Annotated in this window: 26 protein-coding genes, 2 pseudogenes and 1 riboswitch; of the genes and pseudogenes, 2 read left to right on the top strand and 26 right to left on the bottom strand. The window is 44.3% G+C overall.

Annotation, left to right across the window (positions count from 1 at the left end; all coding sequences use genetic code 11):
* Nucleotide 1: 1 nt before the first annotated feature.
* Both FXV78_RS07585 and FXV78_RS07580 read right to left on the bottom strand, forming a co-directional pair.
* Nucleotides 2-886 (bottom strand): YodL domain-containing protein, encoded by an 885-nt coding sequence (locus FXV78_RS07585; protein ID WP_004843815.1) that lies wholly within the window; start codon nucleotides 884-886, stop codon nucleotides 2-4.
* Nucleotides 876-1,121 carry a transposon-transfer assisting family protein gene (locus FXV78_RS07580; RefSeq protein WP_105084843.1) on the bottom strand — a complete coding sequence of 82 codons (246 nt, stop codon included), beginning with the start codon at nucleotides 1,119-1,121 and terminating at the stop codon, nucleotides 876-878. Before FXV78_RS07580 ends, FXV78_RS07585 begins: the two co-directional genes overlap by 11 nt.
* Between FXV78_RS07580 and FXV78_RS07575 the strand changes: the two are divergent.
* Nucleotides 1,117-1,746: pseudogene (locus FXV78_RS07575) on the top strand (IS91 family transposase); the annotation flags it as partial. The gene FXV78_RS07580 and the pseudogene FXV78_RS07575 sit on opposite strands and share 5 nt — an antisense overlap.
* A 290-nt stretch (nucleotides 1,747-2,036) precedes the next feature.
* Here the strand turns inward: FXV78_RS07575 and FXV78_RS07570 are convergent.
* Nucleotides 2,037-2,561, bottom strand: a complete 525-nt coding sequence (locus FXV78_RS07570) for a flavodoxin family protein (protein WP_023924141.1) — start codon at nucleotides 2,559-2,561, stop codon at nucleotides 2,037-2,039.
* A 174-nt stretch (nucleotides 2,562-2,735) separates the two neighbouring features.
* Here FXV78_RS07570 and FXV78_RS18810 point away from each other — a divergent pair, with 174 nt between their 5' ends.
* Entirely contained in the window at nucleotides 2,736-2,954 is a 219-nt protein-coding gene (locus tag FXV78_RS18810; RefSeq protein ID WP_004843811.1) for an IS3 family transposase, read from the top strand.
* 109 nt (nucleotides 2,955-3,063) lie between these two features.
* Here the strand turns inward: FXV78_RS18810 and FXV78_RS07560 are convergent, their stop codons facing one another.
* From FXV78_RS07560 to FXV78_RS07450, 23 genes and pseudogenes are all read right to left on the bottom strand, one after another.
* Nucleotides 3,064-3,255 (bottom strand): HPr family phosphocarrier protein, encoded by a 192-nt coding sequence (locus FXV78_RS07560; RefSeq protein ID WP_004843810.1) that lies wholly within the window; start codon nucleotides 3,253-3,255, stop codon nucleotides 3,064-3,066.
* Nucleotides 3,256-3,287: 32 nt separating this feature from the next.
* Nucleotides 3,288-4,412: a glycerol dehydrogenase gene (locus FXV78_RS07555; RefSeq protein ID WP_179985594.1), complete on the bottom strand. Its 1,125-nt coding sequence runs from the start codon at nucleotides 4,410-4,412 to the stop codon at nucleotides 3,288-3,290.
* Nucleotides 4,413-4,432: 20 nt separating this feature from the next.
* A complete protein-coding gene (locus FXV78_RS07550; RefSeq protein ID WP_004843808.1) occupies nucleotides 4,433-5,128 on the bottom strand; it encodes a transaldolase family protein in 696 nt (231 codons plus the stop codon).
* A 43-nt stretch (nucleotides 5,129-5,171) separates the two neighbouring features.
* A complete protein-coding gene (locus FXV78_RS07545; protein WP_009245595.1) occupies nucleotides 5,172-5,990 on the bottom strand; it encodes a PTS system mannose/fructose/sorbose family transporter subunit IID in 819 nt (272 codons plus the stop codon).
* Nucleotides 5,974-6,747: a PTS mannose/fructose/sorbose/N-acetylgalactosamine transporter subunit IIC gene (locus FXV78_RS07540; RefSeq protein ID WP_004843806.1), complete on the bottom strand. Its 774-nt coding sequence runs from the start codon at nucleotides 6,745-6,747 to the stop codon at nucleotides 5,974-5,976. The genes FXV78_RS07545 and FXV78_RS07540 overlap by 17 nt, the downstream gene beginning before the upstream one ends.
* A 17-nt stretch (nucleotides 6,748-6,764) precedes the next feature.
* Nucleotides 6,765-7,241, bottom strand: coding sequence for a PTS sugar transporter subunit IIB (locus FXV78_RS07535; RefSeq protein WP_004843805.1), 477 nt, complete (start codon nucleotides 7,239-7,241; stop codon nucleotides 6,765-6,767).
* A gap of 13 nt (nucleotides 7,242-7,254) precedes the next feature.
* Entirely contained in the window at nucleotides 7,255-7,650 is a 396-nt protein-coding gene (locus tag FXV78_RS07530; protein WP_148844607.1) for a TIM barrel protein, read from the bottom strand.
* A 2-nt stretch (nucleotides 7,651-7,652) separates the two neighbouring features.
* Nucleotides 7,653-8,210 (bottom strand): annotated as a pseudogene (locus FXV78_RS07525) (ParA family protein); the annotation flags it as partial.
* Between the two features lie 25 nt (nucleotides 8,211-8,235).
* Nucleotides 8,236-8,463, bottom strand: a complete 228-nt coding sequence (locus tag FXV78_RS07520; RefSeq protein ID WP_004843802.1) for a DUF6462 family protein — start codon at nucleotides 8,461-8,463, stop codon at nucleotides 8,236-8,238.
* The gene (locus FXV78_RS07515; RefSeq protein WP_004843801.1) at nucleotides 8,453-8,710 is read right to left on the bottom strand and encodes a DUF6462 family protein; all 258 of its coding nucleotides are present in this window, start codon (nucleotides 8,708-8,710) and stop codon (nucleotides 8,453-8,455) included. The genes FXV78_RS07520 and FXV78_RS07515 overlap by 11 nt, the downstream gene beginning before the upstream one ends.
* A 382-nt stretch (nucleotides 8,711-9,092) precedes the next feature.
* Nucleotides 9,093-11,060 carry a lysine--tRNA ligase gene (gene lysS, locus FXV78_RS07510; protein ID WP_004843799.1) on the bottom strand — a complete coding sequence of 656 codons (1,968 nt, stop codon included), beginning with the start codon at nucleotides 11,058-11,060 and terminating at the stop codon, nucleotides 9,093-9,095.
* 68 nt (nucleotides 11,061-11,128) lie between these two features.
* On the bottom strand, nucleotides 11,129-11,614 hold the full coding sequence (gene greA, locus FXV78_RS07505) for a transcription elongation factor GreA (RefSeq protein ID WP_004843798.1): 486 nt from the start codon (nucleotides 11,612-11,614) through the stop codon (nucleotides 11,129-11,131).
* A gap of 143 nt (nucleotides 11,615-11,757) precedes the next feature.
* Nucleotides 11,758-12,717 (bottom strand): tRNA dihydrouridine synthase DusB, encoded by a 960-nt coding sequence (gene dusB, locus FXV78_RS07500; protein ID WP_004843797.1) that lies wholly within the window; start codon nucleotides 12,715-12,717, stop codon nucleotides 11,758-11,760.
* A gap of 48 nt (nucleotides 12,718-12,765) precedes the next feature.
* A complete protein-coding gene (locus FXV78_RS07495) occupies nucleotides 12,766-13,125 on the bottom strand; it encodes a DUF6145 family protein (protein ID WP_004843796.1) in 360 nt (119 codons plus the stop codon).
* Nucleotides 13,126-13,148: 23 nt separating this feature from the next.
* Nucleotides 13,149-14,129, bottom strand: coding sequence for a biotin--[acetyl-CoA-carboxylase] ligase (locus FXV78_RS07490; RefSeq protein ID WP_004843795.1), 981 nt, complete (start codon nucleotides 14,127-14,129; stop codon nucleotides 13,149-13,151).
* Nucleotides 14,130-16,223, bottom strand: coding sequence for an ornithine carbamoyltransferase (argF, locus tag FXV78_RS18805; protein ID WP_004843794.1), 2,094 nt, complete (start codon nucleotides 16,221-16,223; stop codon nucleotides 14,130-14,132). It abuts the gene before it with no gap.
* 31 nt (nucleotides 16,224-16,254) lie between these two features.
* Nucleotides 16,255-17,067: a TrmH family RNA methyltransferase gene (locus FXV78_RS07480; RefSeq protein ID WP_023924138.1), complete on the bottom strand. Its 813-nt coding sequence runs from the start codon at nucleotides 17,065-17,067 to the stop codon at nucleotides 16,255-16,257.
* Nucleotides 17,068-17,072: 5 nt separating this feature from the next.
* Nucleotides 17,073-17,726: a potassium channel family protein gene (locus FXV78_RS07475; protein ID WP_004843792.1), complete on the bottom strand. Its 654-nt coding sequence runs from the start codon at nucleotides 17,724-17,726 to the stop codon at nucleotides 17,073-17,075.
* Between the two features lie 15 nt (nucleotides 17,727-17,741).
* Entirely contained in the window at nucleotides 17,742-19,151 is a 1,410-nt protein-coding gene (locus FXV78_RS07470; protein ID WP_004843791.1) for a TrkH family potassium uptake protein, read from the bottom strand.
* Between the two features lie 4 nt (nucleotides 19,152-19,155).
* Complete coding sequence (locus FXV78_RS07465; protein WP_004843790.1) at nucleotides 19,156-19,848, bottom strand: response regulator transcription factor; 693 nt, start codon at nucleotides 19,846-19,848, stop codon at nucleotides 19,156-19,158.
* Nucleotides 19,841-20,896, bottom strand: a complete 1,056-nt coding sequence (locus tag FXV78_RS07460) for a sensor histidine kinase (RefSeq protein WP_009245625.1) — start codon at nucleotides 20,894-20,896, stop codon at nucleotides 19,841-19,843. Before FXV78_RS07460 ends, FXV78_RS07465 begins: the two co-directional genes overlap by 8 nt.
* A gap of 133 nt (nucleotides 20,897-21,029) precedes the next feature.
* Nucleotides 21,030-22,217 (bottom strand): methionine adenosyltransferase, encoded by a 1,188-nt coding sequence (gene metK, locus FXV78_RS07455; RefSeq protein WP_004843787.1) that lies wholly within the window; start codon nucleotides 22,215-22,217, stop codon nucleotides 21,030-21,032.
* 101 nt (nucleotides 22,218-22,318) lie between these two features.
* Nucleotides 22,319-22,415, bottom strand: a riboswitch (SAM riboswitch).
* Nucleotides 22,416-22,485: 70 nt separating this feature from the next.
* On the bottom strand, nucleotides 22,486-23,925 hold the full coding sequence (locus FXV78_RS07450) for a CapA family protein (protein ID WP_023924136.1): 1,440 nt from the start codon (nucleotides 23,923-23,925) through the stop codon (nucleotides 22,486-22,488).
* Nucleotides 23,926-23,984: the final 59 nt, after the last annotated feature.

Genomic DNA, 23,984 nt, shown 5'->3' with positions numbered 1-23,984 from the left:
TCTACCCCCGCTTTCTTTCCATTTCCTGATCCAGGTATTTGGGTATCGGCTTTCCGGACCGGCGAGCAATAGCAATCTGTTTCTGATGGAGTCGCTTGATCACAGATCTTCGTTTCTTAGGTTTATTATCCTGTTCATTTCGGGAAGTCTGTTTGTTGCTACAAGCATCAAAGATCTTTTCCGGATTCTTCTTCTGATTATTCACCAGACCGTCCACCATATCATAATTGGCTTCGGTACCGGATTCTCTGCTTCGTTCATAAGTGCCGTTCTGGTAGAACTTCTGGTAATGTTCCAGACGGATTTTACCATCTTGTTTTAGCTGTTCGACCGGATTTAGCGTTACCTGCTGTTGGATGTAATCATGAATCTTTTGTTTTGTCTTTTCATCGAATTTCTTACATTCTTCAACAACCATTTTTCCATAGGCATCCAGGATAACACCCTGGGCCCGATCTCGGTATACCTGATGTTCCATCAAATAAAACTGTTTTCCATCAATAATGATGGTGTCTGTTGCAATCCAGTTCCCCTTTTTCCCATCAATCTGATAATTCTCAGTTTCCATAGTGATCAGTGCGCCCGATGTATTGATACGAATGAATCCGGCCAGATACTGTGGATAGTTTTCATCTACATAGTAGCAGCTGATTTCTCCATTCTTGTTCAATACGAGCACGTCACTGACTTCGCATTGATTTTTCGTCCGTTTCCAGATGTCAGCGACTTTTTCATTTTCCTGTATTTCATGAATCGAGATTAATCTGTAATTTCCGACAGTAATCGACACATTCTGCTGTCTTGCCTCTTGATATGGCAGATGCCACAGTGCTTTTCCTGCTGTCTGCTGATCTACTCGGTAGACTGCAAATTGATTAAGCTTCATAGGCATCGTCCTCCAAGTTATTCAGATAATAATTCAGATCCAGAGAATAGTAGTATTTGTCTTCGATCTGCTGTAATTTTCCAACTGTAGAATTGATGATCTCAATCATTTCATCATTCTCAGGATCACTTTCTTCCTGTTCCAAAACTTCCAAAGCTTCTTTCAGTGTTTGGATTGTTTCTTCCTTTGTGTGCTGCTGGAAGATAGCAGTAATAGTCAGTTCGTTTTCTTCCAACGGTACTGCTTTTTTTCTTCCTATATGGGCTATCTCCAAAGTTTTTCGTGGAAAATATATGGATGAGCTGAAAAATCTCTGGAATACTAATCAGCTTGAGTTTCATGGAACTGCCGAAAAATACCGTAACCATTATGCGTTCAAAGAACTGATTGATTTCTGTTATGATGCGGAATGGATTCCTTATTGTAAGAAAACGTTTAACGGCGCACAGTCTGTGATTGACTACCTTGGAAAGTATACCCATAGGATTGCCATCAGCAATCACCGCATCATCTGCATGGACGATGGAAACGTTACTTTTTCTGTAAAAGATTACCGGAACAAAGGACAATGGAAAGAACTTACCCTTTCCGGCGTTGAATTTATACGACGGTTTCTGATGCATGTACCGCCAAAACGTTTTGTCAGGATTCGGCATTACGGACTTCTTTGTTCTCGCAGCAAACACAAGAAGCTTGCTTTATGCCGGAATCTCCTTGGATGCCAAAAGTATCTTTCGAAGCTTCGAGGTAAGGAGATGCCGGAAATATTAAAACAGCTTTATGAGATAAACATTTGTGTGTGTAAATCCTGTGGTGGGCATCTTGGAAAACCACAGCTTCGAAAACCACAAAGATGTTAAAATCTTATTCTTTCATACGTTTTCTAAAGCCTCAAAGCTTGAGGTTTTGTTGTCGTACCTATTTATCTGAAAACACTTGATTTCTGTAGCTTCTGCACAGGAAATCCTGTATAATCATGGGTAAGCACAAAAGATTGAAAGTCCATAGGTAATAGCTACCCGGACGCTCACTTTGTTCAATTAGGTCAAATCGAAAATGGTGTAAACGAAGGGGCAGTTCACTGGAATGCCAAAACTGCTTTTTCGTTTACCCCATCATCGATTCTAACCTAAAGAATTTGGAGTGTGCTTTATAAATTTTTTCCGATTCCCTCAAGTTCGTTCATGGAATTCTTATTTTTTTCAAGTTCATCTCTGGCTGTTGCATAATATGATTTATTGAAAAGCATGTCCCATGAAAGATATTTTGCCATACAGTCAAACTGCTTATCAATCAGCTCATACTGGATACTGTCTACGGGAGAACCACCTACAACAATCGTGCCCACTTTTTTATTTTTTAACTGCAATCCACGGCAGTAGCACTTATCAATGACTAATTTCAATTGTGCTGACATTCCCCACCAATAAACTGGCGTAGCAAAAAGAATCATATCTGCGGCAGCAATTTTATCAATTGTAGGATTTGTATCATCCTTATCGACGCATCTCTTAGAGCATTGACAGACACCACATCCCTTGCATGGTGCAATGTTGAGTTTGTCGGGTTCAATGATTTCAATTTTATTCTTTTCTGACGCTCCTTTTATAAATGCATTGATTGCTGCCAGCGTATTTCCTTTTCTGGCACTTCCACTAATGATTACAATTTTCATGCGTGTATCCTCCAACTTCCGATTTCTATTTTTGTTTCCATAGCATGGTGTATTCTTTTTCACCAGTAGCTTCATCCAAACCTTTCCTATAAAGCAAAAAGGGGCCGTCGCATCAAATTTGATATGCTCCCTTCTAGGTAGACAAAACTTGTAAATGCTGGAATAATACAAAGCATGTCGCGAGTTGCTAAATGTATCGATAATGGACCAATGGAAGGGTTTTGGGGAATTCTGAAGAGAGAGCGATACTATGGAAAACGATTCACTGATAGAAGTACTCTCGTAAAAATGATCGAAGATTATATAGATTACTACAACAACAAACGTTTGCAAAGGAATCTTGGAATTTTAACATCAATGGAAAAACATGAAATTTACTTGCAAGCTGCATAAAAACTGCCAGCAGATAAATTTCTGCTGGCAGGAAAAATTTATATTTTTTCAATTGTCTACTTGACGGGGAGCAATTCAATTTCTGTTTTAGTGCGACAGCCCCTGTCCCTTATAAATTCGCCTCAAAGTATTGTTTCATATCATCATATGCTGCGTCTTCGTTACCGCCCTCTATACGAACCATCACCTCATCGTTACATCTTACACCTAATCCCATCAGAGACAGAAGCCTCGATGCATCGACTTCTTTGTCCGCTTTCTTGATCGTCACCATCGAATCCAGAGACTTCGCAAGCTTCACAAACTCTCCTGCCAGTCTGGCATCCTCCTCTTTTACTTCTTAGAAAGATAAGAACAGCCTAATGCATCTGCCATCCGCATAATCTGCACAATATCTTCTTCCCCATAAGTTCTGCTGCATGCCTGCCAGGATACTGCTTCCAGAGATTCCCTTGCTATCAGATGTAGATTCCCTTCGGAAGGTTCTATCTGTAGATCATGAAAGCATACCGGAAGACCGACATCCACACAAAAGCTAAGCACTTGATCTATCATCTCCTGATTATAATGCTCCGCTATCATCTGACACACGACACCGAATCCAACCCTTTCGCCATGCATCATCCGTTCTCCTTCTGGAAGAACCGTAATCGCATTCCCAATCGCATGTGCCACAGAGCAGCCGACATTCTCAAATCCAAGGCCACTCATAAGAATATTACTTTCAATAATATTCTCAAGCGCCGGCACCAGGATATGTCTCTCACATGCCAGCTTCGCCTGGATTCCGTCTGCCATCAGGGTGTCAAAGCACTCTTTCGCGACCGCCCGTCCACTGAGTGTGCTCACAAATGGCTTCTTGTCACACCACACATAGTTCTCATGCTGTGTCTGAACATTAGAAAGTCCCTCAAAATACGTGGACAATGCATCACCGATACCTGCCACCAGGAAACGGACCGGAGCATTGGCGATCATCTTACTGTCTACTAAGACCAGATCCGGATTCTTCTTATGCAGCATGATCTCATTCATCTTTCCCTCTTCACTATACAAGATGGACATTGCACTGGTCGGCGCATCGGTAGACGCGATCGTCGGGCAGACTACCAGCGAACACTCCTGATTCGCCGCGATTACTTTCGCCACATCAATGGACTTCCCTCCGCCTATCGCGATCACCGTATCAATGTCACTTCCCACTGCCTGTTCCTGGAATTCCCTGATCTTACTTCGGGTAACCTCTCCTTCAAATACGGCACTTTGAAAGGTACTTTTACTGTTTTCATAGATCTCTGCCAGCTTCTGTGTCCATGTATCAAAGAAAAATACATCAATGATATAGAAATGCTTTGTACCGAATCCACTTGTATAACTCTCAATTTCTTCCAGCAGGCCGGGACCCTGCAGGTAATGTCCCACAGACCCCCACGCCCGGTAATTTGTATTTCTGCTCATCTTGTCACTCACTCCATAGATCACTCTGTCATATTGGCAACCCGCATTCCTTCTCCAAACAGGCTTTCCCAGTCTGCCTTAAAGGTATCTAACGTCTTCTGTGTCAATGGATGTATCGCCATCTTCTCAAGCAGATCCAAGGTTACTGTCACATTGTCAGCTCCCGCGAGGGCTGCCTTCTCCAGATAATTTACCTGTTTTAGCGATGCAGCAGACACTTTGCACGCAATCCCTTCCATCACAAATGCTTCCTTGATCTTTCTTACTACCTCAATTCCATCTCCACCTGAATTATCAACACGGCTTACATACACTGCCACACAATATGCGCCCGCCTCTGCCGCCAACATTGCCTGGTTAAAATCATAAATCGCGGTGCAGGAACATAGAATGTCTTCTTCCTTTAAGAGACGGATTGCCTTGAAGCCTTGTGGACACGCCGGGATCTTGATCATTGTATTTCCCTTGATCTCTTGGCGTATCTTATGCGCATCCTCAATCATCTCTTCTGCAGTATCACCCATTGCCTCCAGATAAAATGGAGTGTCCTCACCGATCACTTCACGGATCATCTTTGCATTCTGAAGGAAGGTTCTTCCTGTTCCCCTTAGACAATTCACCGCTATACTCGGGTTCATGCTAAAACACCTGATTGGGTATAGGTCTGCCACCTTTTTGACCATCTCAAGATCGCCAGTATCTAAACAATATTCCATAATTTCTCTCCTCCGTATTTTCTATTTATCTTTTATCGTACCTTTAGCCCAGGATTCCTATCGCCCCAAGCACAATGCCCAGCACCATGATACCGATCACCTGCACAAGAACACTTACATGCTTCTTATTCAATTTATAGAGTCCCAATGTCACTGCCATCGGAAGCAGGCACGGGAAGATACTATCCAGAGTCTCCTGTAAGGAAAATGCTGTATCATTGATATTGAACGCGATCGGTGTCGTTACCGCGACAGTCATCGCTACCATCGCACCAATTACCATCAATCCCACGATTGCCATTGCCATCGTCAATTTCTTCATCAGGTCTCCCTCTGACAGCTTACTAATCAAAGTATTACCAAGCCCATAGCCGAACTTCACTCCGAAGTAACGAAGTAAGATCGTCGGGATATTGTAGATCAGAAGGAAGAGTATCGGTCCTAACAGACTTCCGCTCATGCACAGACCTGCTACAATACCAGTCGCGATCACACGCAGTGTTCCTCCGATCAGAGAATCACCAATACCTGCAAGAGGTCCCATAAGAGCTACCTTCATGGCGCTGATGGAAGAGGTATCGAACTCCTCATTATTGGCATTCTCTTCTTCCATCGCCGCTGCCACTCCACAGATAAAAGGCTGCATAGCCGTCTGACAGTTGTAGAATTCCATATGTCTCTTATATGCATCTATCCTGTCCTCTTCTTTGTCATATAATTTGTTGATGACCGGTATCATAGCAAACTCAAATGACATATGCTGCTGTCTCTCATAATGCCATGCATGTGATGTGGTAAATGATCTCCAGAAGAGACTCTTTAACTGCTTTTTCTCTAATGTTTTTCTAGAATTCATTGTCATCATCCATTCCTCCCTGTAATGCTGGTTGATTCGGTACAAAATCCTTCACGATCAGTAAGATTCCCACTATAACAACTGAGAAGCATACAATACCAACCGTAGATATTCCCATATATGCGCTTAACAAGAATCCTAACAGGAAGAATACCGCAACCTTCTTGTTCATGATCATATTGATAAGCTGCGCAAAACCAAGTGCCGGCAGAATGCCTGCTGCGATACCGATACCTGTCGTCAGCCATCCTGGAATTGCGTTAACCACTGCCGTAACTGAATCTCCGCCAAAGAGAAATGCACCAAAGGCAATCACTGCGAACGTCAGGTCAAACAAGAATCCATTACTTAAAAATACACCTTCAATCTTCTTATACTTACCTTCCTCGGCAAAGCGGTCCGCCGCCTTTGCCATGATCGGCGTAATGACGCCATAGAACAGATTGACAACAAACGCTGACAAGATTGCCGCCGGCATAGCGATCGTAATTGCGGTCTCCATACCTTTTCCCGTCGTAATCGCAAATGCTGTGCCAAGGACAGAACCTACGATCATATCTGGCGGAATAGAAGCTCCGATCGCCTGCATCCCCATAAATATAAGTTCCAGTTGGAATCCGATCATAACGCCTGTTGGTATATCCCCTAGTACAATTCCCACCAGAGCACCCAGTACAAGCGGCCTTCCAAACATTGCTGTTCCGATAAAATAATCTGCTTTTCCAATAAACACAATAAGTCCGATCAATATTGCCTGTAGCATATATATTTCCTCCTCAATTAACTCAACATGTCTTTCGTAACAATCTTTTTCTTCTCTTCTGGCACCTGACGAATCTCAAGTTCAATTCCATGATCTAAAAGCTCTCCCAACAATCTGCAGTCATTGTCGTCCACATAGAACGCCGTATCCAGCTTTCTTCGGTTTTCTTCAATCTTGCTTCCTCCAAGATTCACACTCTTGATCCTCTCACAAGCCTTCACAAGATCATAGGCATCCTGTACATTTTCTACCACCACCATAAGCTTATACTTATCTGTGACTCCGCTGTTAATCACTTTAATAGAATCTTCGACACTCTTGATCACCAGCTTTACACCTGCAGGCTTTGCCAGTCTCATCGTCGCCATGCGCATCTCATCTTTTGCCACCGCATCAGATACGATCAAAATCGCATCCGCATTCAGTGAACGGCACCATACGAAAGCTACCTGTCCATGCAGCAATCTATGATCGATCCTACATATCTTAATCATCTACTATTACCTCCTACATTCTCTCCAGACAGGATTCAAACTGTTCTACTGTCTGCCTGTCCCACTTTTCGGGATTCCTAAAGCTTCTTGCATCCACATATTCCATAGAGAATCCGCCCCTATACTCATTTGCCTCAAATGCCTTAAGAACTTCAAGCATATTCCGCTCTCCCAGTCCCCACGGCATATGTCCGGTCGGACAGCCTGCCGGCTTACCATCCGTAAAGTGACAATGTATAATATCCTCTCCAAAGAGTGCAAACCATTCTTCTATAGACTCTGACACTGCTCCTAATGCTCCAAGGTCCACTGTCAGCTTAAAGTTTTCGCGATCTACACCATCCTTGATAAGCTTAACCTTTTCCTTTGTATTAGCAATATCTGAAGAGTGATCCCAGATACTTTCCATTGCAAGGCTTCTATCGTCAGTTTCCGGTTCAGTCTTTTCTTTACCATAGAGATTGTTTTGATCAGCTGCTGTAATCCCTTCACCGGAAGATAGGCTGCCTGGACCGGAATTAAAACAGAATCCGAAGACACCAAGGCATTGATCGTCATCATTCCAAGGCTAGGTAAGCAATCGATCAAGATATAATCGTATCGGAATCGTATCGTATCGATGTATTCCTTCATGATCATTTCCCGACTCATTACATTTCCCATCGTCACTTCCAAAGTTGACAATTCAATATTTGCCGGAAGCAGATCTACATTTTCCTGATGATGCAGAATACCGTCTTCCTCTGATATTTCATCTTCATTAATCACTTTCGTCATGATGGTTGCCAAAGTAACTCCCAGTTCATCCGGCTCTACATATCCAAGACTTGCTGTCAGGCTTCCCTGTGGATCTGCATCGATCAATAATACTTTTTTTCCTTCTCTTGCCAGGCCAATTCCTAAATTTACGGTTGTGGTGGTCTTTACGACTCCGCCTTTCTGGTTTGTAATGGATATCACTTTACACATATGTTGTTCCTCCTGTATTCTTTCATCAAAATTCTTCATCACGGAATGCTTCCAGATATTCATCAATAAGATCCAAATTAACTAACACGATTCTTTTGACATGGTATACTGCTCTGGCATCTTTTGCTAACTGTTGAAATGTATGGACTCCCATGGAATAAAGCATTGCCCCTTCCTCATAACGGACAAATTTCTTGCGTCCTCCTTTGACAAGCTTTTCCAAATCCGGAACCTTGCTTCGGTTATTTCCCATAACGCTTCCCCCTTCTCTTCTTTAATTCTGATGCAACATCAGGATTGTCTTCTAAAAAATCATCCAGAATATTCAGATCCACAATAGCTGTCTTTCGAATCGGATAATTGGCTTCTGCCTTTTTCGCCAGTCTGACAAAAGGCCAGTAGGACATCCTATAAATCTTTGCTCCTTGTGTGTAATTTACAAATCTGCGTTTCTTTCCTTCCAGATATTTTTCCAAGTCAGGTGTTTTTCGTTTTTTCATGGCTTCCTCCTTGTTTCCAGAAATTTATTTGGCAGGTACGTGAAAGGATATATTTTCTGCATATCATCAAAATGAACAATTGCTATGCTTGACAACAAAAAAAGGACACCTTCCATTGGTATTTCTACCAAAAGAGAAGTGTCCCTTTATACACCTTATTTTTGAAAAATGCTCCTCAAAAATAATCAATATTTTACTTGTAAACAAATAAGTCAAACAGTTAAGAATCCATAGAGCTCCTTATTCTGTTTCCTTATAATCCATACATCATTATTTCAATCTATACAGCTCCAGGCCGTTTCATGTAGCTCCATGTCAATCCGTGGAACCACTTTTCCTGATTGGACGTCTATGACTACCAAACCGAACTCTTTTTTCTGGATTAGTACAGCTTAGCACCTGCCGGAATATGGTTATCAACCATCAGAAGATGCAGTTCTTCATCCTCTGAATCCTTCAGGTTATTCACTGCTGAAAGCAGCATACCGCAAGACTCGATTCCCATCATCTTTCTTGGCGGAAGGTTGGTGATTGCGATCAGTGTCTTACCAACTAATTCTTCCGGCTCATAGTAAGAGTGGATTCCGCTTAAGATCGTGCGGTCTGTACCTGTTCCGTCATCCAGTGTGAACTGAAGGAGCTTCTTACTCTTCGGAACTGCTACACACTCTTTAACCTTTACGGCACGGAAATCAGATTTGCTGAATGTATCGAAATCAACCTCTTCTTCAAATAAAGGCTCAACCTTTACGTTGGAGAAGTCAACTTTTGCTGTCTCTGCTGGAGCAGCTGCAGCTGTCTGAGCTACATTATTTGCTTCATTTTTTGCAGAACCTTGTGATTTCATTGTCGGGAACAGCAGCACATCTCTGATCGCTGCACTGTTTGTCAACAGCATACACATTCTGTCGATTCCGAATCCGATACCGCCTGTAGGAGGCATACCGATCTCCAGCGCGTTCAGGAAGTCTTCGTCTGTTGTATTCGCTTCATCGTCTCCCTGTGCAAGCAGCTCTTCCTGTGCTTTGAAACGTTCTCTCTGATCGATCGGATCGTTCAGCTCAGAGTATGCGTTCGCCATCTCCCATCCGTTCATAAAGAACTCGAAACGCTCTGTATATTCCGGATTCTCCGGTTTTTTCTTTGTCAGCGGAGAAATCTCGATCGGATGATCCATTACAAATGTAGGCTGGATCAGGTGCTCCTCTGCAAATTCTTCGAAGAAGAGTGCAAGGATATCTCCTTTTTTGTGACGCTCTTCAAACTCTACATGATGCTCTTTTGCAAGTGCTCTTGCCTGTTCCAGTGTCTCCACTTCGTTCCAGTCCACACCTGCATATTTTTTCACTGCATCTACCATTGTGATTCTCTCAAACGGCTTTCCTAAATCCATCTGCACACCGTTGTATTCGATCACAGTTGTTCCAAGTACTTCCTGTGCAACATGACGGTACAGATTCTCTGTCAGATCCATCATTCCGTTATAGTCTGTATACGCCTGGTACAACTCCATCAATGTAAATTCCGGATTGTGTCTTGTGTCAAGACCTTCGTTACGGAATACACGTCCGATCTCGTATACGCGCTCCATTCCTCCGACAATCAGTCTCTTCAAGTACAGCTCAAGAGAGATGCGGAGTTTGAAATCTTCATCCAGTGCGTTGAAGTGTGTTTCGAACGGTCTTGCAGCAGCACCTCCGGCATTGGATACGAGCATCGGTGTCTCTACTTCCAGGAATCCCTGTCCGTCCAGATATCTTCTGATCGCGCTTAAAATCTTAGAGCGGTTGATAAATGTCTGTTTTACATCCGGATTCATGATCAGATCCACGTATCTCTGACGGTAGCGGATATCTGTATTTGTCAGTCCGTGGAACTTCTCCGGCAGAATCTGAAGACTCTTGGAGAGCAATGTCACGGAAGAAGCGTGGATGGATTTTTCTCCTGTCTTTGTCTCAAACACTTCTCCTGTGATTCCGATCACATCGCCGACATCCATCTTCTTAAACTCTTTGTAAGCTTCTTCTCCGATGCTGTCTCTTGCAACGTAAGACTGAATATTTCCCTGCAAATCCTGTACATTGCAGAAAGATGCTTTTCCCATCACACGTTTGGACATCATACGTCCTGCGATAGAAACTTCTTTTCCTGCAAGCTCTTCAAAATTCTCTTTGATCTCCAGACTGTGATGTGTCTGGTCATATTTTGTGATCACAAACGGATCTTTTCCGTTTGCCTGTAAATCCGCCAGTTTTTCGCGGCGAACTTTTCTCAACTGATTTAAATCTGGTTCCTGCTGTGCTTTTTTCTGCTGTTCGGACACGATATTTTCTCCTTCCTTTTCAGGCATCCGGTACACTTTTATGTGTTCCCTAAATGCGAATTAAGACCCCTTGTAATAAAGGGGTCTGGTTTCTACTACATAGAACGGCTGATATCAAGTACTTTGTACTGGATCACTCCTGCCTGTGTTTCTACATCTACAGTATCTCCGACTTTTTTACCCATCAGAGCCTGACCAACCGGCGACTCATTGGAAATCTTTCCTTCCAGGCTGTTCACCTCTGTAGAACCTACAATGTTGAATTCCATCTCTTCGTCAAATGTGATGTCAAATACTTTTACTTTACATCCTACATTGATCTTGTCTAAATCAACTTCATCCTCTACTACAACTTCTGCGTTTTTCAAAATGCCTTCCAGCTCTTCGATACGGGCTTCGATATCTCTCTGCTCATCTTTTGCCGCATCGTATTCTGCGTTCTCTGAAAGGTCTCCCTGCTCTCTGGCTTCTTTGATCTTTCCTGCCACTTCTTTACGTTTTACAACTTTCAGATTTTCCAGTTCATCCTCCAGCGCTTTCAATCCTGCATAAGTAAGTAATCTCTTCTTTGCCTCTGCCATACCTGTCTGCTTCCTTTCTTTCCTGATCTTGCTCTTTTATTTAAAACTTTATCTTCGGCTTTTTCCTGTATTTACAGGACATTTCTGCCTGTCCATATCTCTAATTCAAGTATATTTCACAATTTCAATATTATACTCAATCGTTATAACGATGTCAAGAGATTTTCCAGTTCTGCATAGCTCTCAACCTGATTGATCTGATCCCGCAGACGGGCTGCCCCATGCAGTCCTTTTGTATACCATGCCACATGTTTTCGCATCTCCCGGATTCCTGTAAAATCACCTTTATACTCGATCTGGAGTCTGGCATGCCGAAGCATTGTCTGCTTGATTTCTTCCACATCCGGTCTGTCAGGAAGCCGTCCTGTTCTTTCATATTCTAAAAGCTCCGAAAAGATCCATGGATTCCCCTGAGCACCTCTGGCGATCATCACCCCGTCACACCCGGTCTGCTCACGCATGGCGATTGCTTTTTCCCCGGAAGTCACATCTCCGTTTCCGATCACCGGGATGGAAACTGCCTCTTTTACCTGACGGATGATCTCCCAGTCCGCTTTTCCGGAATAATACTGTTCTCTTGTTCTTCCGTGTACGGCTACTGCTGCCGCACCTGCTTCTTCAATGATCTTCGCGATTTCCACCGCATTGATATGTTCATCATCGAACCCTTTCCGGATCTTAACGGTAACCGGCTTTTTGATCGCCTTTACCGTCGCACTGACCAGTTCGTATACCAGCTTCGGATTCTTCATCAGTGCAGACCCTTCTCCGTTTCGCACGACCTTTGGCACCGGACATCCCATGTTGATATCCAGAATGGAAAACGGACGTTCCTCGACCCGTTTCGCCATCTCGCTGACGATCTTCGGATCCGAACCAAAAAACTGCAGCGATACCGGTACTTCCTCGGGATGAATCTGAAGCAGACTTTCCGTATTCTTATTATTATAGAAAATACCTTTTGCACTGACCATCTCCATACACAGAAGACCCGCTCCCTGCTCCTTGCAAAGCAAGCGAAATGGCAGGTCTGTTACGCCTGCCATAGGTCCGAGTACATAAGAATTTTCCAGTAAAACATTTCCTATTTTCAACTGTTTCATTTTCACACTCTAACTCTTTCTCTCGTTTCTTTTCTCAGGATCTGTACTCTACTCTTCTTCCAGATCAACCTCTTCTTCCAGATCAACCTCTTCTCCCAGATAAAACACCTTATAAAACAATTCCAGTGACTCGAACAGCTCCTGTTTTGTCTGCTGCAGCTGTTTGATCTTCAAAACACTGCCGATCTCATCAAACGAAAAATCATTCTCCTCGTGATCTACCCGAAACTCCAGATTTCCATCCTCATCATAGAAAACCATCAAGATCCCGCCTACATCTTCTGTGTAGAGTACACACATAATATTCAATTCCTGCTTGATACTTTCAGGCAGCATTTCAAACTCGGGATTCAGATAGTATTTCTGCTCATAAGAGTTCGCCGCACAAAGCACAATTTCTTCTTCCATTTTCAGTTTCCTTTCTTATATGACTAAACATATCCGTAAATACCGCGCACGGAAACTTCTCCCGCATAGACCGCTGTTTCACTTCCATCCGCTTTTCTTACAAGCAGCTCACCACCGTTATTGATTCCAAGAGCTTCTGCCTGCCATTCTCCCTTTGGCTCCAGAACCCGGACCTCACGTCCGCAATTCACAAGCAATTCATTGTATGCTTTTTGGATTCCCGAAAGATCTTCCGTTTTCATGAATTCGGCATATGCTTTTTCAAACCACCGCATAATTGCTGCAATGAGTGGACTGCGTCTGATACTGTGTCCTGCTTCAATCCGAAGTGATGTGGCAGTCTGCTTTAGTTCTTCCGGAAATTGTTCAATATTAGTATTGATCCCGATTCCAATGACAACATAATTGATATAATCAATCTCTGTGCTCATTTCCGTCAGGATTCCGCAGATTTTTTTCCCGTTGATAACCAGATCATTGGGCCACTTAATCTGTACATCCAGACCCGTACATTCCCGAAGCGCCATTGCAGCCGCATATGCCATAACCAGAGTCAACATGGGTGCTTTGACCGGTGCGATCTCCGGACGCAAAAGAAGTGACATATAAATATTCTGATCCGCCGGAGACTCCCAGGTTCTTCCTCTTCTGCCTTTTCCGGCAGTCTGCTGTCCTGCTGCTGCCAGAGTTCCGTGAGGCGCCCCCTGATCTCCCATTCTTTTCGCCTGAATATTGGTGGAATCTGTTTCTGTAAAATAATACACGTTTTGTCCTGCCCAGACAGTATCTATCTGACTGACGATCTCCTCCCGGGAGAGAATATCCGGAAGAGAAGAGAGGCGATACCCTCTGTTGCGTACCGCTTCCACTTCATACCCTTCCTCTTTCAGTTGTTTGATCACCTTCCAGACTGCAGTTCTGGATACCTGGAACCGCTCACAGATCTGCTGCCCGGAAACATAGTCCTGACTCTCCCGCAGCATTTTTAAAATTTCCGCTTTCAATTACATCTCTCCCAGTGTCGCTGCCATCACAGCTTTGATCGTATGCATCCGGTTTTCTGCTTCATCAAATACTTTGGACTGTGCGGATTCAAATACTTCATCCGTCACTTCCATATCTGTAATGCCAAACCGTTCTCCCATCTCTTTTCCGATCTTTGTCTTCAGATCATGGAATGCCGGCAGGCAGTGTAAAAAGATCGCAGACTCTTTTGCATTTGCCATCACTTCTTTTGTCACTTTATATGGAGACAATTCACGGATTCTCTCTTCCCAGACTTCATCCGGCTCTCCCATAGATACCCAGACATCGGTATAGATAACATCCGCATCCTTTGTTCCTTCTTCTACATTCTCTGTCAGTGTGATCGTTGCTCCTGACTCTTTTGCATATCCGCGGCATGTCTCTACCAGTTCCTCATTCGGGAAATACTTTTCTGTTGTACAAGCCACAAAATCCAGTCCCAGCTTCGCGCAGACGATCATCAGAGAATTTCCCATATTGTATCTTGCATCACCCATGTACACCAGTTTCAGACCTTTTAAAGTACCGAAATTCTCACGGATCGTGAGCATATCTGCCAACATCTGCGTCGGATGATATTCATTGGTCAGACCGTTCCATACCGGAACCCCTGCATATTTTGCAAGTTCCTCCACAATCTCCTGTCCATATCCGCGGTACTCGATTCCATCATACATTCTTCCCAGTACTCTTGCAGTATCCTCGATACTTTCCTTCTTTCCGATCTGAGAACCGGTCGGATCCAGATAGGTAGAACCCATGCCCAAATCATGTGCTGCAACTTCAAATGCACAGCGTGTTCTTGTACTGGTCTTCTCAAAAATCAGTGCAATATTTTTGCCCCTGTAGAAATCAACCGGCTCGCCGTTTTTCTTCTTCTCTTTCAGATCTGCTGCCAGATCCAGAAGATATGTGATCTCTTCCGGTGTAAAATCTTTGAGTGTCAAAAAATTTCTTCCTTTTAAGTTCATAGTTCTGTTCCTTTCTATCTGAATCAATGTGTGTGTAAATCTCGGAAGATGTATCTGATCTTCCAGTTTCTCATAATGTGTCTGTACCAGGTCACGGAGCTGATCCACCGTATGGATCTGATATTTTGGAATGCGAAGCAGCTTGGCGCTTGCTTCCAGCATTGCCAGATACAGCTCTTTGACAGAACACCCGATGGGAAGTTTCAGTACAAATGCCATCTCGGCTTTCTCCAGATCCGGAATCTCACACAATCTGTCCTCATACCACGTCTCCTCATGGGTCTGCTCCAGATAATACATAAATCCTTCCAGACCATAGAGCATCCGTTTTGCATCATAATACCCGATCTTTAGATTCTGCCGGCTCCTTTTGCTGTCAAATTCCAGAATACTTCCCAGCCGCACTCTCGGGCTGATCTCATGAACCTCCCCGTCTTCCGGGATATTTGCCCGGGGCTCTCTTCCCGGTCCATGGATCCGGATGGTGATAATATCCTTATACCCGCGGTTTAACAGAGAGTTCAACGGAACATTGTTGATCACGCCTCCGTCAATATAACGCTTTCCCTGCAGTTTTTCATTTTTAAATCCAAGCAGATACGCACTGGCAAGCAAAAAATCTTCCAGAGCGCCTTCGGGAATATCTTCCAGCGAAAGATCCAGCTCTTTCATATCCGTCACAGAAAATGTCAGAAGACAGAACTCCTTTCCCGAATGTCGGATTTTCTCTTCATCCACCATTTCGTGGATCAGATTTCGAAGCGGGGTAATATCCACACCTCCATCTGAAAGTTTTTTCCAGAGTTCAGAAAATACTTCCTTTATTTTTCCATCTTTGCTGAACAGATGCTGCATCCACTCATCATCCACATCCATGACTCTGGAAAACTTCATCTCTGCCCAGATCTTCTGTGCATTCTCCACACTGTCCATACAGATCAGAGCACCGTTTAATGCTCCTACAGAAGTCCCTGCCACCGCACAAACCTTCACGCCTGCTTCCTCAAGCGCTGTCCATGCACCGATCTGATAGGCCCCTCTTGCTCCGCCGCCATCCAGCACCAGACCATATTCTTTTGTCAGATCTAACAATGGTTCCATCCTATCACCCCTGTCAATTTCTGAAAATGGTTTATCCTCTCCTCTGCCTGCTGACTTCAAACATCAGAACTGTCGCTGCCACTGCTGCGTTCAACGACTCCACCTGTCCGCACATCGGAATCCGGATCCAGGTATCCGCACACTGTGCAATCTCTTCTCTGAGTCCGTTTCCCTCATTCCCGATCAGGAAAGCCGTTCCCTGCCTGTAATCTTCTTTATCATAGGTGTTCTTTCCATCCAGATGTGCCGCATAGCTTTTGATGTTTTTTTCTTTTAATGTATGGATCGTTTCTCTCAGATCCTCCACATATACAAACGGCATCCGGTAAAGCGCCCCCATTGTCGAGCGGATCGTCTTCGGATTATAAATATCCACACAGTCCCGGCTCATGATGATACCTGTCACTCCGGCAGCCTCCGCTGTCCGAAAGATTGTTCCCAGATTGCCCGGATCCTGCAGATTGTCTAAGATCATCAAATGCGGAATAGCTCCCTCTGTCATCTGACCCAAAGTATATTCCATCTGATGCACAACTGCCAGTACTCCCTGCGGCGTCTTGGTATCAGACACATAAGAAAATACCGCATCAGACAAGATTTCCGTCTTTTTGCGGATCTGCTCCCGGACTTTTAAGTCTCCCCCTGAAATCACATCCAGCACTTCTTTTCCATACTTTTTTTCAAAACTCTCCGAAAAGTACAGACCTACCAGGCGCTCATGAGGTGTTTCTCTGACCATGCGGATTCCTTCCGCAATAAAGATTCCTTCGCGGCTGCGTATTTTACTTTTTTTCTGTATTTGAGATAATTCTTTTACTCTTTGATTACTTGTACTTGTGATCATCTTTCTTACTTCCATGTATGAAATTTTTCCAAAACCGAAGTGGCTCCGATCAGAATCAGAATCGCTCCCTCCGGAAGCGGCTCATACGGATCCAGTGTAACATCCACCTGCACTCCCTGAATGATTCCAACCACATTGATCCCGTACTGCTCACGGATCTTCAATTCGCTTAAGCTTCTTCCGACCCATTTTTCCGGAATCACCACTTCTGCCATGCTGTATTCGGAGGACAATTCGATCCAGTCTGCAAATGCCGTGGACATCAGGCTTTTTGCCACCCGTTCCCCCATATCGCACTCTGGATAGGCAATGGCATCTGCCCCCACCTTTTCGAGGATTGCGCCCTGCAGCTCATCTTTCGCCTTTGCGAGCACATACGGGATTCCCATCTCTTTGGAGATAATCGTGGCCATAATGCTCGCTTCCAGACTTTCAGAGACTGCAACGACTGCTCCGTCCAGATTTCTTCCTCCCAGTGCATGAAGTGCATCAGGATCCGATACATCCGCCCGCATCGCATAAGAGACCATATCTGAAATCTCCTGGATCTTTTCATATGATTTATCTACTACCACTACATCGCATCCCAGATTTTCCAGTGTCAGGGCAACACTCCGCCCAAAACTTCCCAATCCGAACACTGCAAATTGTTTTTTCATGTCTTTCTACCCCTTCTATCCTAACATAATCCGTTTTTCCGGCAAATCCCTGAATTTTGCCTGCATATCTTCTCTTCCGGCAAATACCAGCGCCATGGTGATCGGCCCGATTCGCCCCACATACATGAGGATCATCAGGATCACATGACTGCCTCTTGTCAGCGACGGCGTCAGATCTGCGGAAAGTCCCACCGTTCCGATCGCGGAGGTCGCCTCGTACATCAAGTCGATAAACCGCTCATCAGGCTCTAAAACAGCAAGTCCGAACAGACCTGTCAGCCAGATTGCAAATGTAAGAAATACAATCGCAATCCCGGAACGTACATTGGATTCTGCAAGCCGTCTTCCGAAACACTCCGTTGATTTTCTTCCCCGGATCACTGCAGCACAGGTGAGCAGCAAGATGGCCATTGTCGTCGTCTTGATACCGCCCGCCGTACCTCCCGGAGAACCTCCGATAAACATCAGAATACATCCAAACAACTTGGATGCCGAAGTCAGTTCTGCCTGAGAAACTGTAGCAAATCCAGCTGTTCTCGTCGTCACGGACTGAAATCCGGATGCCAGAAGCTTTTCACCAAATCCAAGCTTTCCGATGGTTGCATCATTGTGATACTCCAGCAGAAAATATCCCAGCGTTCCTATCATGATCAATCCCGCTGTCATGACGATCACCATCTTGGACTGAAGATGCAATCTCGTAAACAAGCGTTTTAAGGGGCGTTTCTGTCCTGCCACATCCTGCAGGTTCATTCGCACATCATGCCAGACTGTGAATCCGAGTCCTCCCGCAACGATCAAAAACATCGTAGTCAGACTGACAAGAGGTGAGCTTACATACTCCATAAAGCTGGAAGTGCCAAGCACGTCAATTCCTGCATTACAAAATGCAGAAACAGAATGAAAAATCCCGTATGCTACACCTTTGATAAATCCATACTCAGGAACAAAATGAAACGCAAATAACACCGCTCCGATGCCCTCTACAAGAACTGTTCCCTTCAGAATCCGGATAATAAACCGTACCATTCCGCTCAACGTCTCCAGATTGTATGTCTGCTGGATCATAACCCTGCTCTTCATGGTGATCTTCTTGCGAATTGCCAGAAATACCGCCATCGTACATGCGATGACACCCAGTCCTCCGATCTGGATCAGCCCCAGCAGTACTACCTTTCCAAACAAGGTAAACTGTGCAGCCGGAAATACAGTGACCAGCCCTGTCACACACACGGCCGAAACCGATACGAACAGTGCGTCCAGATACGCAATCGGCTCCTGATTACTGATCGGAAGATATAACAGGATACTTCCGAGAAAAATCACTCCTAAAAATCCAAACGCAATGATCTGCATCGTGTTAAATGTTACTTTTTTTCTTTTTTCCTGAACTTTACTGTGCACATTCTGCCAATCTGTTTTCATCTTTTTACACCTTAAACCGGTATCCTACTCCCCATATTGTCTCTATATACTGCGGATGTGATGTATCATATTCAATCTTTTCTCTGATTTTCTTAATATGCACCGTCACAGTCGCAATATCCCCTACAGATTCCATATCCCAGATTTCCCGGAACAACTCTTCTTTTGTATATACATGATTCGGATGTCCTGCAAGGAACGTTAAAAGATCAAATTCTTTTGTCGTAAAGGAACGTTCTTCTCCATTCACCCACACCCTTCTCGCTGTCGTATCGATCTTCAGACCACGGATCTCGATCACATCATTTTCTTCTACATTGCTTCCGATCAGACGCTCATAACGGGACAAATGCGCCTTCACTCTTGCCACCAGCTCACTCGGGCTGAATGGCTTTGTCATATAATCGTCTGCTCCCAGTCCGAGACCACGGATCTTGTCAATGTCATCCTTCTTTGCAGATACCATAATGATCGGTGTATTTTTCTGACTCCGCACTTCACGGCAGATTTCAAACCCATCCACTCCCGGAAGCATCAGATCCAGAATGATCAGATCAAACTCCTCTTTCATTGCCTTGTTAAGCCCTGTCTCTCCGTCATTTGCCACTTCTACCTGAAATCCGCTCAACTCCAGATAGTCCCGCTCTAAATCTGCAATACTTTCCTCATCTTCTACAATCAATATTCGTTTACTCATTCATTGGTACCTCCTGATATTTTCTGATTACAAAGTACATGGTTGTCCCGACGCCCTCTTCACTGGTAGCCCAGATCTTTCCGCCATGCTCTTCTACAATTTTTTTCACGATCGAAAGCCCGATCCCGCTTCCGCCTTTGGAAGAATTCCGTGACGCATCTGTCCGGTAAAACCGGTCAAATATATTCGGAAGATCTTTCGCCGCAATCCCTTTTCCGTTGTCTCCCAGTTCAATCTGAACAAAATCTCCTACATCCTTTAAATCCATGGTAATGGAAGGATCTGACTTATCCATATATTTTACAGAATTCCCTACAATATTGCTGATCACTCTTCGAAGCTGCTCCGGATCCACAATCACCTTAGAATCTGTCTCCAGATAATTTCTATACCGAAACTGTACGCCCTTTGCCTCCAGTTCCATAAACAAATCCTCTGCACAGTCACCAAAATACTGCTTTGCTGAAATCGTCGTAAAATTATACGGAATACGGTTCGTATCGATCTTGGAATAGAATGTCAGTTCATTGATCAGAAGATCCATTTCATTCGCCTTATTGTAGATGGTCTTGATATATCTGTCCATCTTCTCCGGAGTGTCTGCAACTCCATCCATAATTCCTTCCACATAACCTTTGATAGCCGTGATCGGTGTCTTCAGATCATGGGAAATATTACTGATCAATTCTTTGTTCTCTTTATCGTATGCCACCTTTTCTTCTGCGTTTGCCTTCAGTCTCAAACGCATCTCTTCAAAATCCTGACAGAGCTGTCCGATTTCATCATTGGTCTCATTCTTAATTTCAAAATCCAGATTGCCCTCTTTGATATTGCGGGCCGCTGCCTGCAGTTTTGCAAGCGGCAGTGAAACCGTCCTGTAAATCCAGAAGATCAGAGCTGATGCCGTGCAAAATACAATGATCAGATATAATTCCTGAATATCATTCACCGCTTTTGGCGCAAATGCCGTCATCGCTACAGTTGTAAACAATGTAGGCAGAATCATCACGATCATAAACGCAAGAATCAGCTTGGTTTTTAATTTCATCTTCATCGCCTCCCATCCTGCATGCTCTAATACAGAAAAGAGGACAGTCCCTGGTGCAGGTCCCTGTCCTTCTTTTTTATTTTCCGCACCTCTTTCGTATTACTATAAACCAAAAGAGGCATTCCGTCTACTGTTATAAATATTTTTTCAATACTTCTGCTTTGTCCAGTTTTTCCCACGGAAGATTCAGATCGTTTCTTCCAAAGTGTCCGTAAGAAGAAGTCTGTTTGTAGATCGGACGTCTTAAATCCAGCATTTTGATGATTCCTGCCGGACGAAGATCAAAGTTCTCACGCACGATCTCCACCAGTTTTTCTTCGGATACTTTTCCTGTTCCGAATGTATCTACCATAATGGAAGTCGGCTGAGCAACACCGATCGCATAAGAAAGCTGAATTTCGCACTTGTCAGCCAGTCCTGCTGCCACAATGTTCTTTGCTGCATAACGTGCTGCATATGCCGCAGAACGGTCTACCTTTGTACAGTCTTTTCCGGAGAATGCCCCGCCGCCGTGACGTGCCATTCCGCCGTAAGTATCTACAATAATCTTTCTTCCGGTCAGACCGCTGTCTCCGTGTGGTCCGCCGATCACAAAACGGCCTGTCGGATTGATGAAGAATTTTGTATGTTCATCTACCATCTCAGCCGGGATGATCTCGTCAAATACATATTTCTTGATATCTGCGTGGATCTGTTCCTGTGTCACATCCGGATCATGCTGTGTAGAAAGTACCACTGCATCCAGACGTTTCGGAGTTCCATTCTCATCATACTCTACTGTTACCTGTGTCTTTCCGTCCGGACGCAGGTAAGAGAGCGTTCCGTCCTTGCGCACTTTTGTCAGCTGAAGGGCAAGTTTGTGTGCCATTGCGATCGGATACGGCATAAATTCTGCTGTTTCGTTGGATGCATATCCAAACATCATACCCTGATCTCCTGCTCCGATTGCTTCCAGTTCATTATCGGACATTTTATTTTCTTTTGCTTCCAGCGCCTTGTCCACTCCAAGCGCAATATCTGCCGACTGCTCATCGATCGTTGTCAGCACGCTGCATGTATCTGCATCAAATCCGAACTTTCCTCTTGTGTATCCGATCTCACGCACTGTATCTCTTACAATTTTCGGAATATCTACATATGCTTTTGTTGTAATCTCTCCCATGACCATGACCATACCGGTTGTCACGCAAGTCTCACATGCAACACGGCTCATCGGATCCTGCTCCATCAAAGCGTCCAGGATCGCATCTGAAATCGCATCACAGATCTTATCCGGATGTCCCTCTGTAACAGATTCCGATGTAAATAATAATTTTTCCATTTTGTTCCTCCTTCTTTGTTTCTTTCTCTCTTTTCGGACTGCATCTCTTCTAATTAAAAAACAGCCCGCCAAAAAGCGGACTGTTCTTTAGCAAAACAATCCTCTTATTGTTCGATTGCTCGCTCAGGTCGGCACCTTCCTTGACGGGGTTGCCGCAGCTTCACAGGTCCTTTGTACCTCCACTGCTCTGAATAAGAGAAAGTTTTCATATTCATTTTTGTGACAATAGAACTCTACACCGTATTACCAGAAATGTCAATATGGAATTCTATTTTTTCTCTGTAACGACTCCATTTTCATCAATCGATGCATTCGGGCACAGAGCTGCAACTGCATCATACATCTTCTTCTGTGTCTCTGTAGAATCCAGATATTCTGTCATATCTTCTGTCTGGATTCCCGGAACGAGCGACATCTCTTTTAACCCTTCTGATGTGATGTTGAGCTTTAATACTGCCGAATATCTGCTTGTTCCGTCTGTCAGCACAGATCCTATGCTGTACACAACCGGTTTTCCATCGATATACTCAATTCCCTGCAGACGATCAGAGTGTCCGCCAATCACGATATCCGCTCCTGCCTGCAAAAATGCAGCTGCATGCTCTTTCTGGTAGGATTCCACACCATTGGCATCCCCTTTTCCTTCATGATCATACACAATCAGATAATCGCACTTTGTGGCAGCCTCCTGGATTACTTTTGTATACTGCTCTGCCTCTGTATATTCTAAAATCCCCGCTTTGCCGTCACCTGCCGCCATATCATAAGAATCTTCCATGCCGGAAGCTGATGTAAATCCAATCTTGATTCCATTGATGATCAAATACACCGGCTGCGCAGCATCTGCGGCATCTGTTCCTGCTCCTACATATGCCATTCCTGCATTTTTTAACAGCTCCATGTTCTCTTTTAAGGCATCTTGTCCATAACCTGCCGCATGCTCATTTCCAAGAGACACAACATCTGCTCCCAATGCTTCCAATATATTCATACGTTCTGCATTGGCATGCAGGATCGAAGTCTTTCCTGATAATGCCTCCCCTTTACTGCTGATGCTGAATTCCTGATTCAAAAAGAGTGCATCCGCTCCTGTCATCGCACTTAAAATCTGCTCTGAGAGCATCTGGCTTAAATCTCCAGTCTCATCGTATTTGCCCAGTGTATAACCTTCTTCTGTCAGTGTCAGGTTCCCTGCTATCGCGATCTCCGCCTGTCCGTCCTTCGCGCCGTCTTTCTGATAGATATGATTTGCAGCTGCTGTCTCATCATCTTTTAAGTACCCTTTATACTCATCAGACAGCACATGCAGCGTCTTTCCATAGCTGCTATAAAAATCCTCTGCGGATACTTTTCCTGATTTCATGGTTTTTTGAAGCTTCCCGGAAGATTCATCCGGATATGTCTTCTGGATCCATGCTGCAAAGTCCTCTGCTTCTTTTTTTACGTCTTCCGCAGACGCATCCGGATCTGCCTCAGAAGCAAATGTCTCATAGCTTGCACTGATCGCACCGGCAAGTCCGCTGCTCGATGCCTTCGTTGTATCTTTTGGCTCGCTTTTCTTACCTTTTATCGTGAAAAACACTGCCGCAGCTGCAACTGCGATCACCACCAGAGCGATCACAAGGATCATAACCTGCTTTTGCACCTGCTTTTTGCGCTCTGCTTTCTTCTGTTCCCTTACCGCTTCATCGTATCGTTCACTGCTCATTTTCTCTTTTGAACCTCCCTGTGATTTATCAAAAGATGCAGAACTCACCGTCCTGCATC

Origin of the sequence: Mediterraneibacter gnavus ATCC 29149 (genome assembly GCF_008121495.1) — a bacterium.
GTDB classification, from domain to species: domain Bacteria; phylum Bacillota; class Clostridia; order Lachnospirales; family Lachnospiraceae; genus Mediterraneibacter; species Mediterraneibacter gnavus.
Note: the sequence above shows the minus strand (reverse complement) of the source record. Positions and strands in the feature narration are given on the sequence as shown.

Coding starts and splice junctions, on each gene's coding strand:
- greA (WP_004843798.1), bottom strand. CDS start 11,614: ATGGCAGAGGCAAAGAAGAGATTACTTACTTATGCAGGATTGAAAGCG.
- FXV78_RS07460 (WP_009245625.1), bottom strand. CDS start 20,896: ATGAAATTAAAAACCAAGCTGATTCTTGCGTTTATGATCGTGATGATT.
- FXV78_RS07520 (WP_004843802.1), bottom strand. CDS start 8,463: ATGGGAAATAACCGAAGCAAGGTTCCGGATTTGGAAAAGCTTGTCAAA.
- FXV78_RS07550 (WP_004843808.1), bottom strand. CDS start 5,128: ATGGAATATTGTTTAGATACTGGCGATCTTGAGATGGTCAAAAAGGTG.
- FXV78_RS07555 (WP_179985594.1), bottom strand. CDS start 4,412: ATGAGCAGAAATACAAATTACCGGGCGTGGGGGTCTGTGGGACATTAC.
- FXV78_RS07570 (WP_023924141.1), bottom strand. CDS start 2,561: ATGAAAATTGTAATCATTAGTGGAAGTGCCAGAAAAGGAAATACGCTG.
- metK (WP_004843787.1), bottom strand. CDS start 22,217: ATGGAAAAATTATTATTTACATCGGAATCTGTTACAGAGGGACATCCG.
- FXV78_RS07495 (WP_004843796.1), bottom strand. CDS start 13,125: ATGGAAGAAGAAATTGTGCTTTGTGCGGCGAACTCTTATGAGCAGAAA.
- FXV78_RS07480 (WP_023924138.1), bottom strand. CDS start 17,067: ATGATCACAAGTACAAGTAATCAAAGAGTAAAAGAATTATCTCAAATA.
- FXV78_RS07540 (WP_004843806.1), bottom strand. CDS start 6,747: ATGCTACAGGCAATATTGATCGGACTTATTGTGTTTATTGGAAAAGCA.
- dusB (WP_004843797.1), bottom strand. CDS start 12,717: ATGAAACAGTTGAAAATAGGAAATGTTTTACTGGAAAATTCTTATGTA.
- FXV78_RS07535 (WP_004843805.1), bottom strand. CDS start 7,241: ATGATTAAGATATGTAGGATCGATCATAGATTGCTGCATGGACAGGTA.
- FXV78_RS07545 (WP_009245595.1), bottom strand. CDS start 5,990: ATGACAATGAATTCTAGAAAAACATTAGAGAAAAAGCAGTTAAAGAGT.
- FXV78_RS07515 (WP_004843801.1), bottom strand. CDS start 8,710: ATGAAAAAACGAAAAACACCTGACTTGGAAAAATATCTGGAAGGAAAG.
- FXV78_RS07470 (WP_004843791.1), bottom strand. CDS start 19,151: ATGAAAACAGATTGGCAGAATGTGCACAGTAAAGTTCAGGAAAAAAGA.
- argF (WP_004843794.1), bottom strand. CDS start 16,223: ATGGAACCATTGTTAGATCTGACAAAAGAATATGGTCTGGTGCTGGAT.
- FXV78_RS18810 (WP_004843811.1), top strand. CDS start 2,736: ATGTCGCGAGTTGCTAAATGTATCGATAATGGACCAATGGAAGGGTTT.
- FXV78_RS07530 (WP_148844607.1), bottom strand. CDS start 7,650: ATGGAAAGTATCTGGGATCACTCTTCAGATATTGCTAATACAAAGGAA.
- FXV78_RS07450 (WP_023924136.1), bottom strand. CDS start 23,925: ATGAGCAGTGAACGATACGATGAAGCGGTAAGGGAACAGAAGAAAGCA.
- FXV78_RS07585 (WP_004843815.1), bottom strand. CDS start 886: ATGAAGCTTAATCAATTTGCAGTCTACCGAGTAGATCAGCAGACAGCA.
- lysS (WP_004843799.1), bottom strand. CDS start 11,060: ATGCCTGAAAAGGAAGGAGAAAATATCGTGTCCGAACAGCAGAAAAAA.
- FXV78_RS07465 (WP_004843790.1), bottom strand. CDS start 19,848: ATGAGTAAACGAATATTGATTGTAGAAGATGAGGAAAGTATTGCAGAT.
- FXV78_RS07475 (WP_004843792.1), bottom strand. CDS start 17,726: ATGAAAAAACAATTTGCAGTGTTCGGATTGGGAAGTTTTGGGCGGAGT.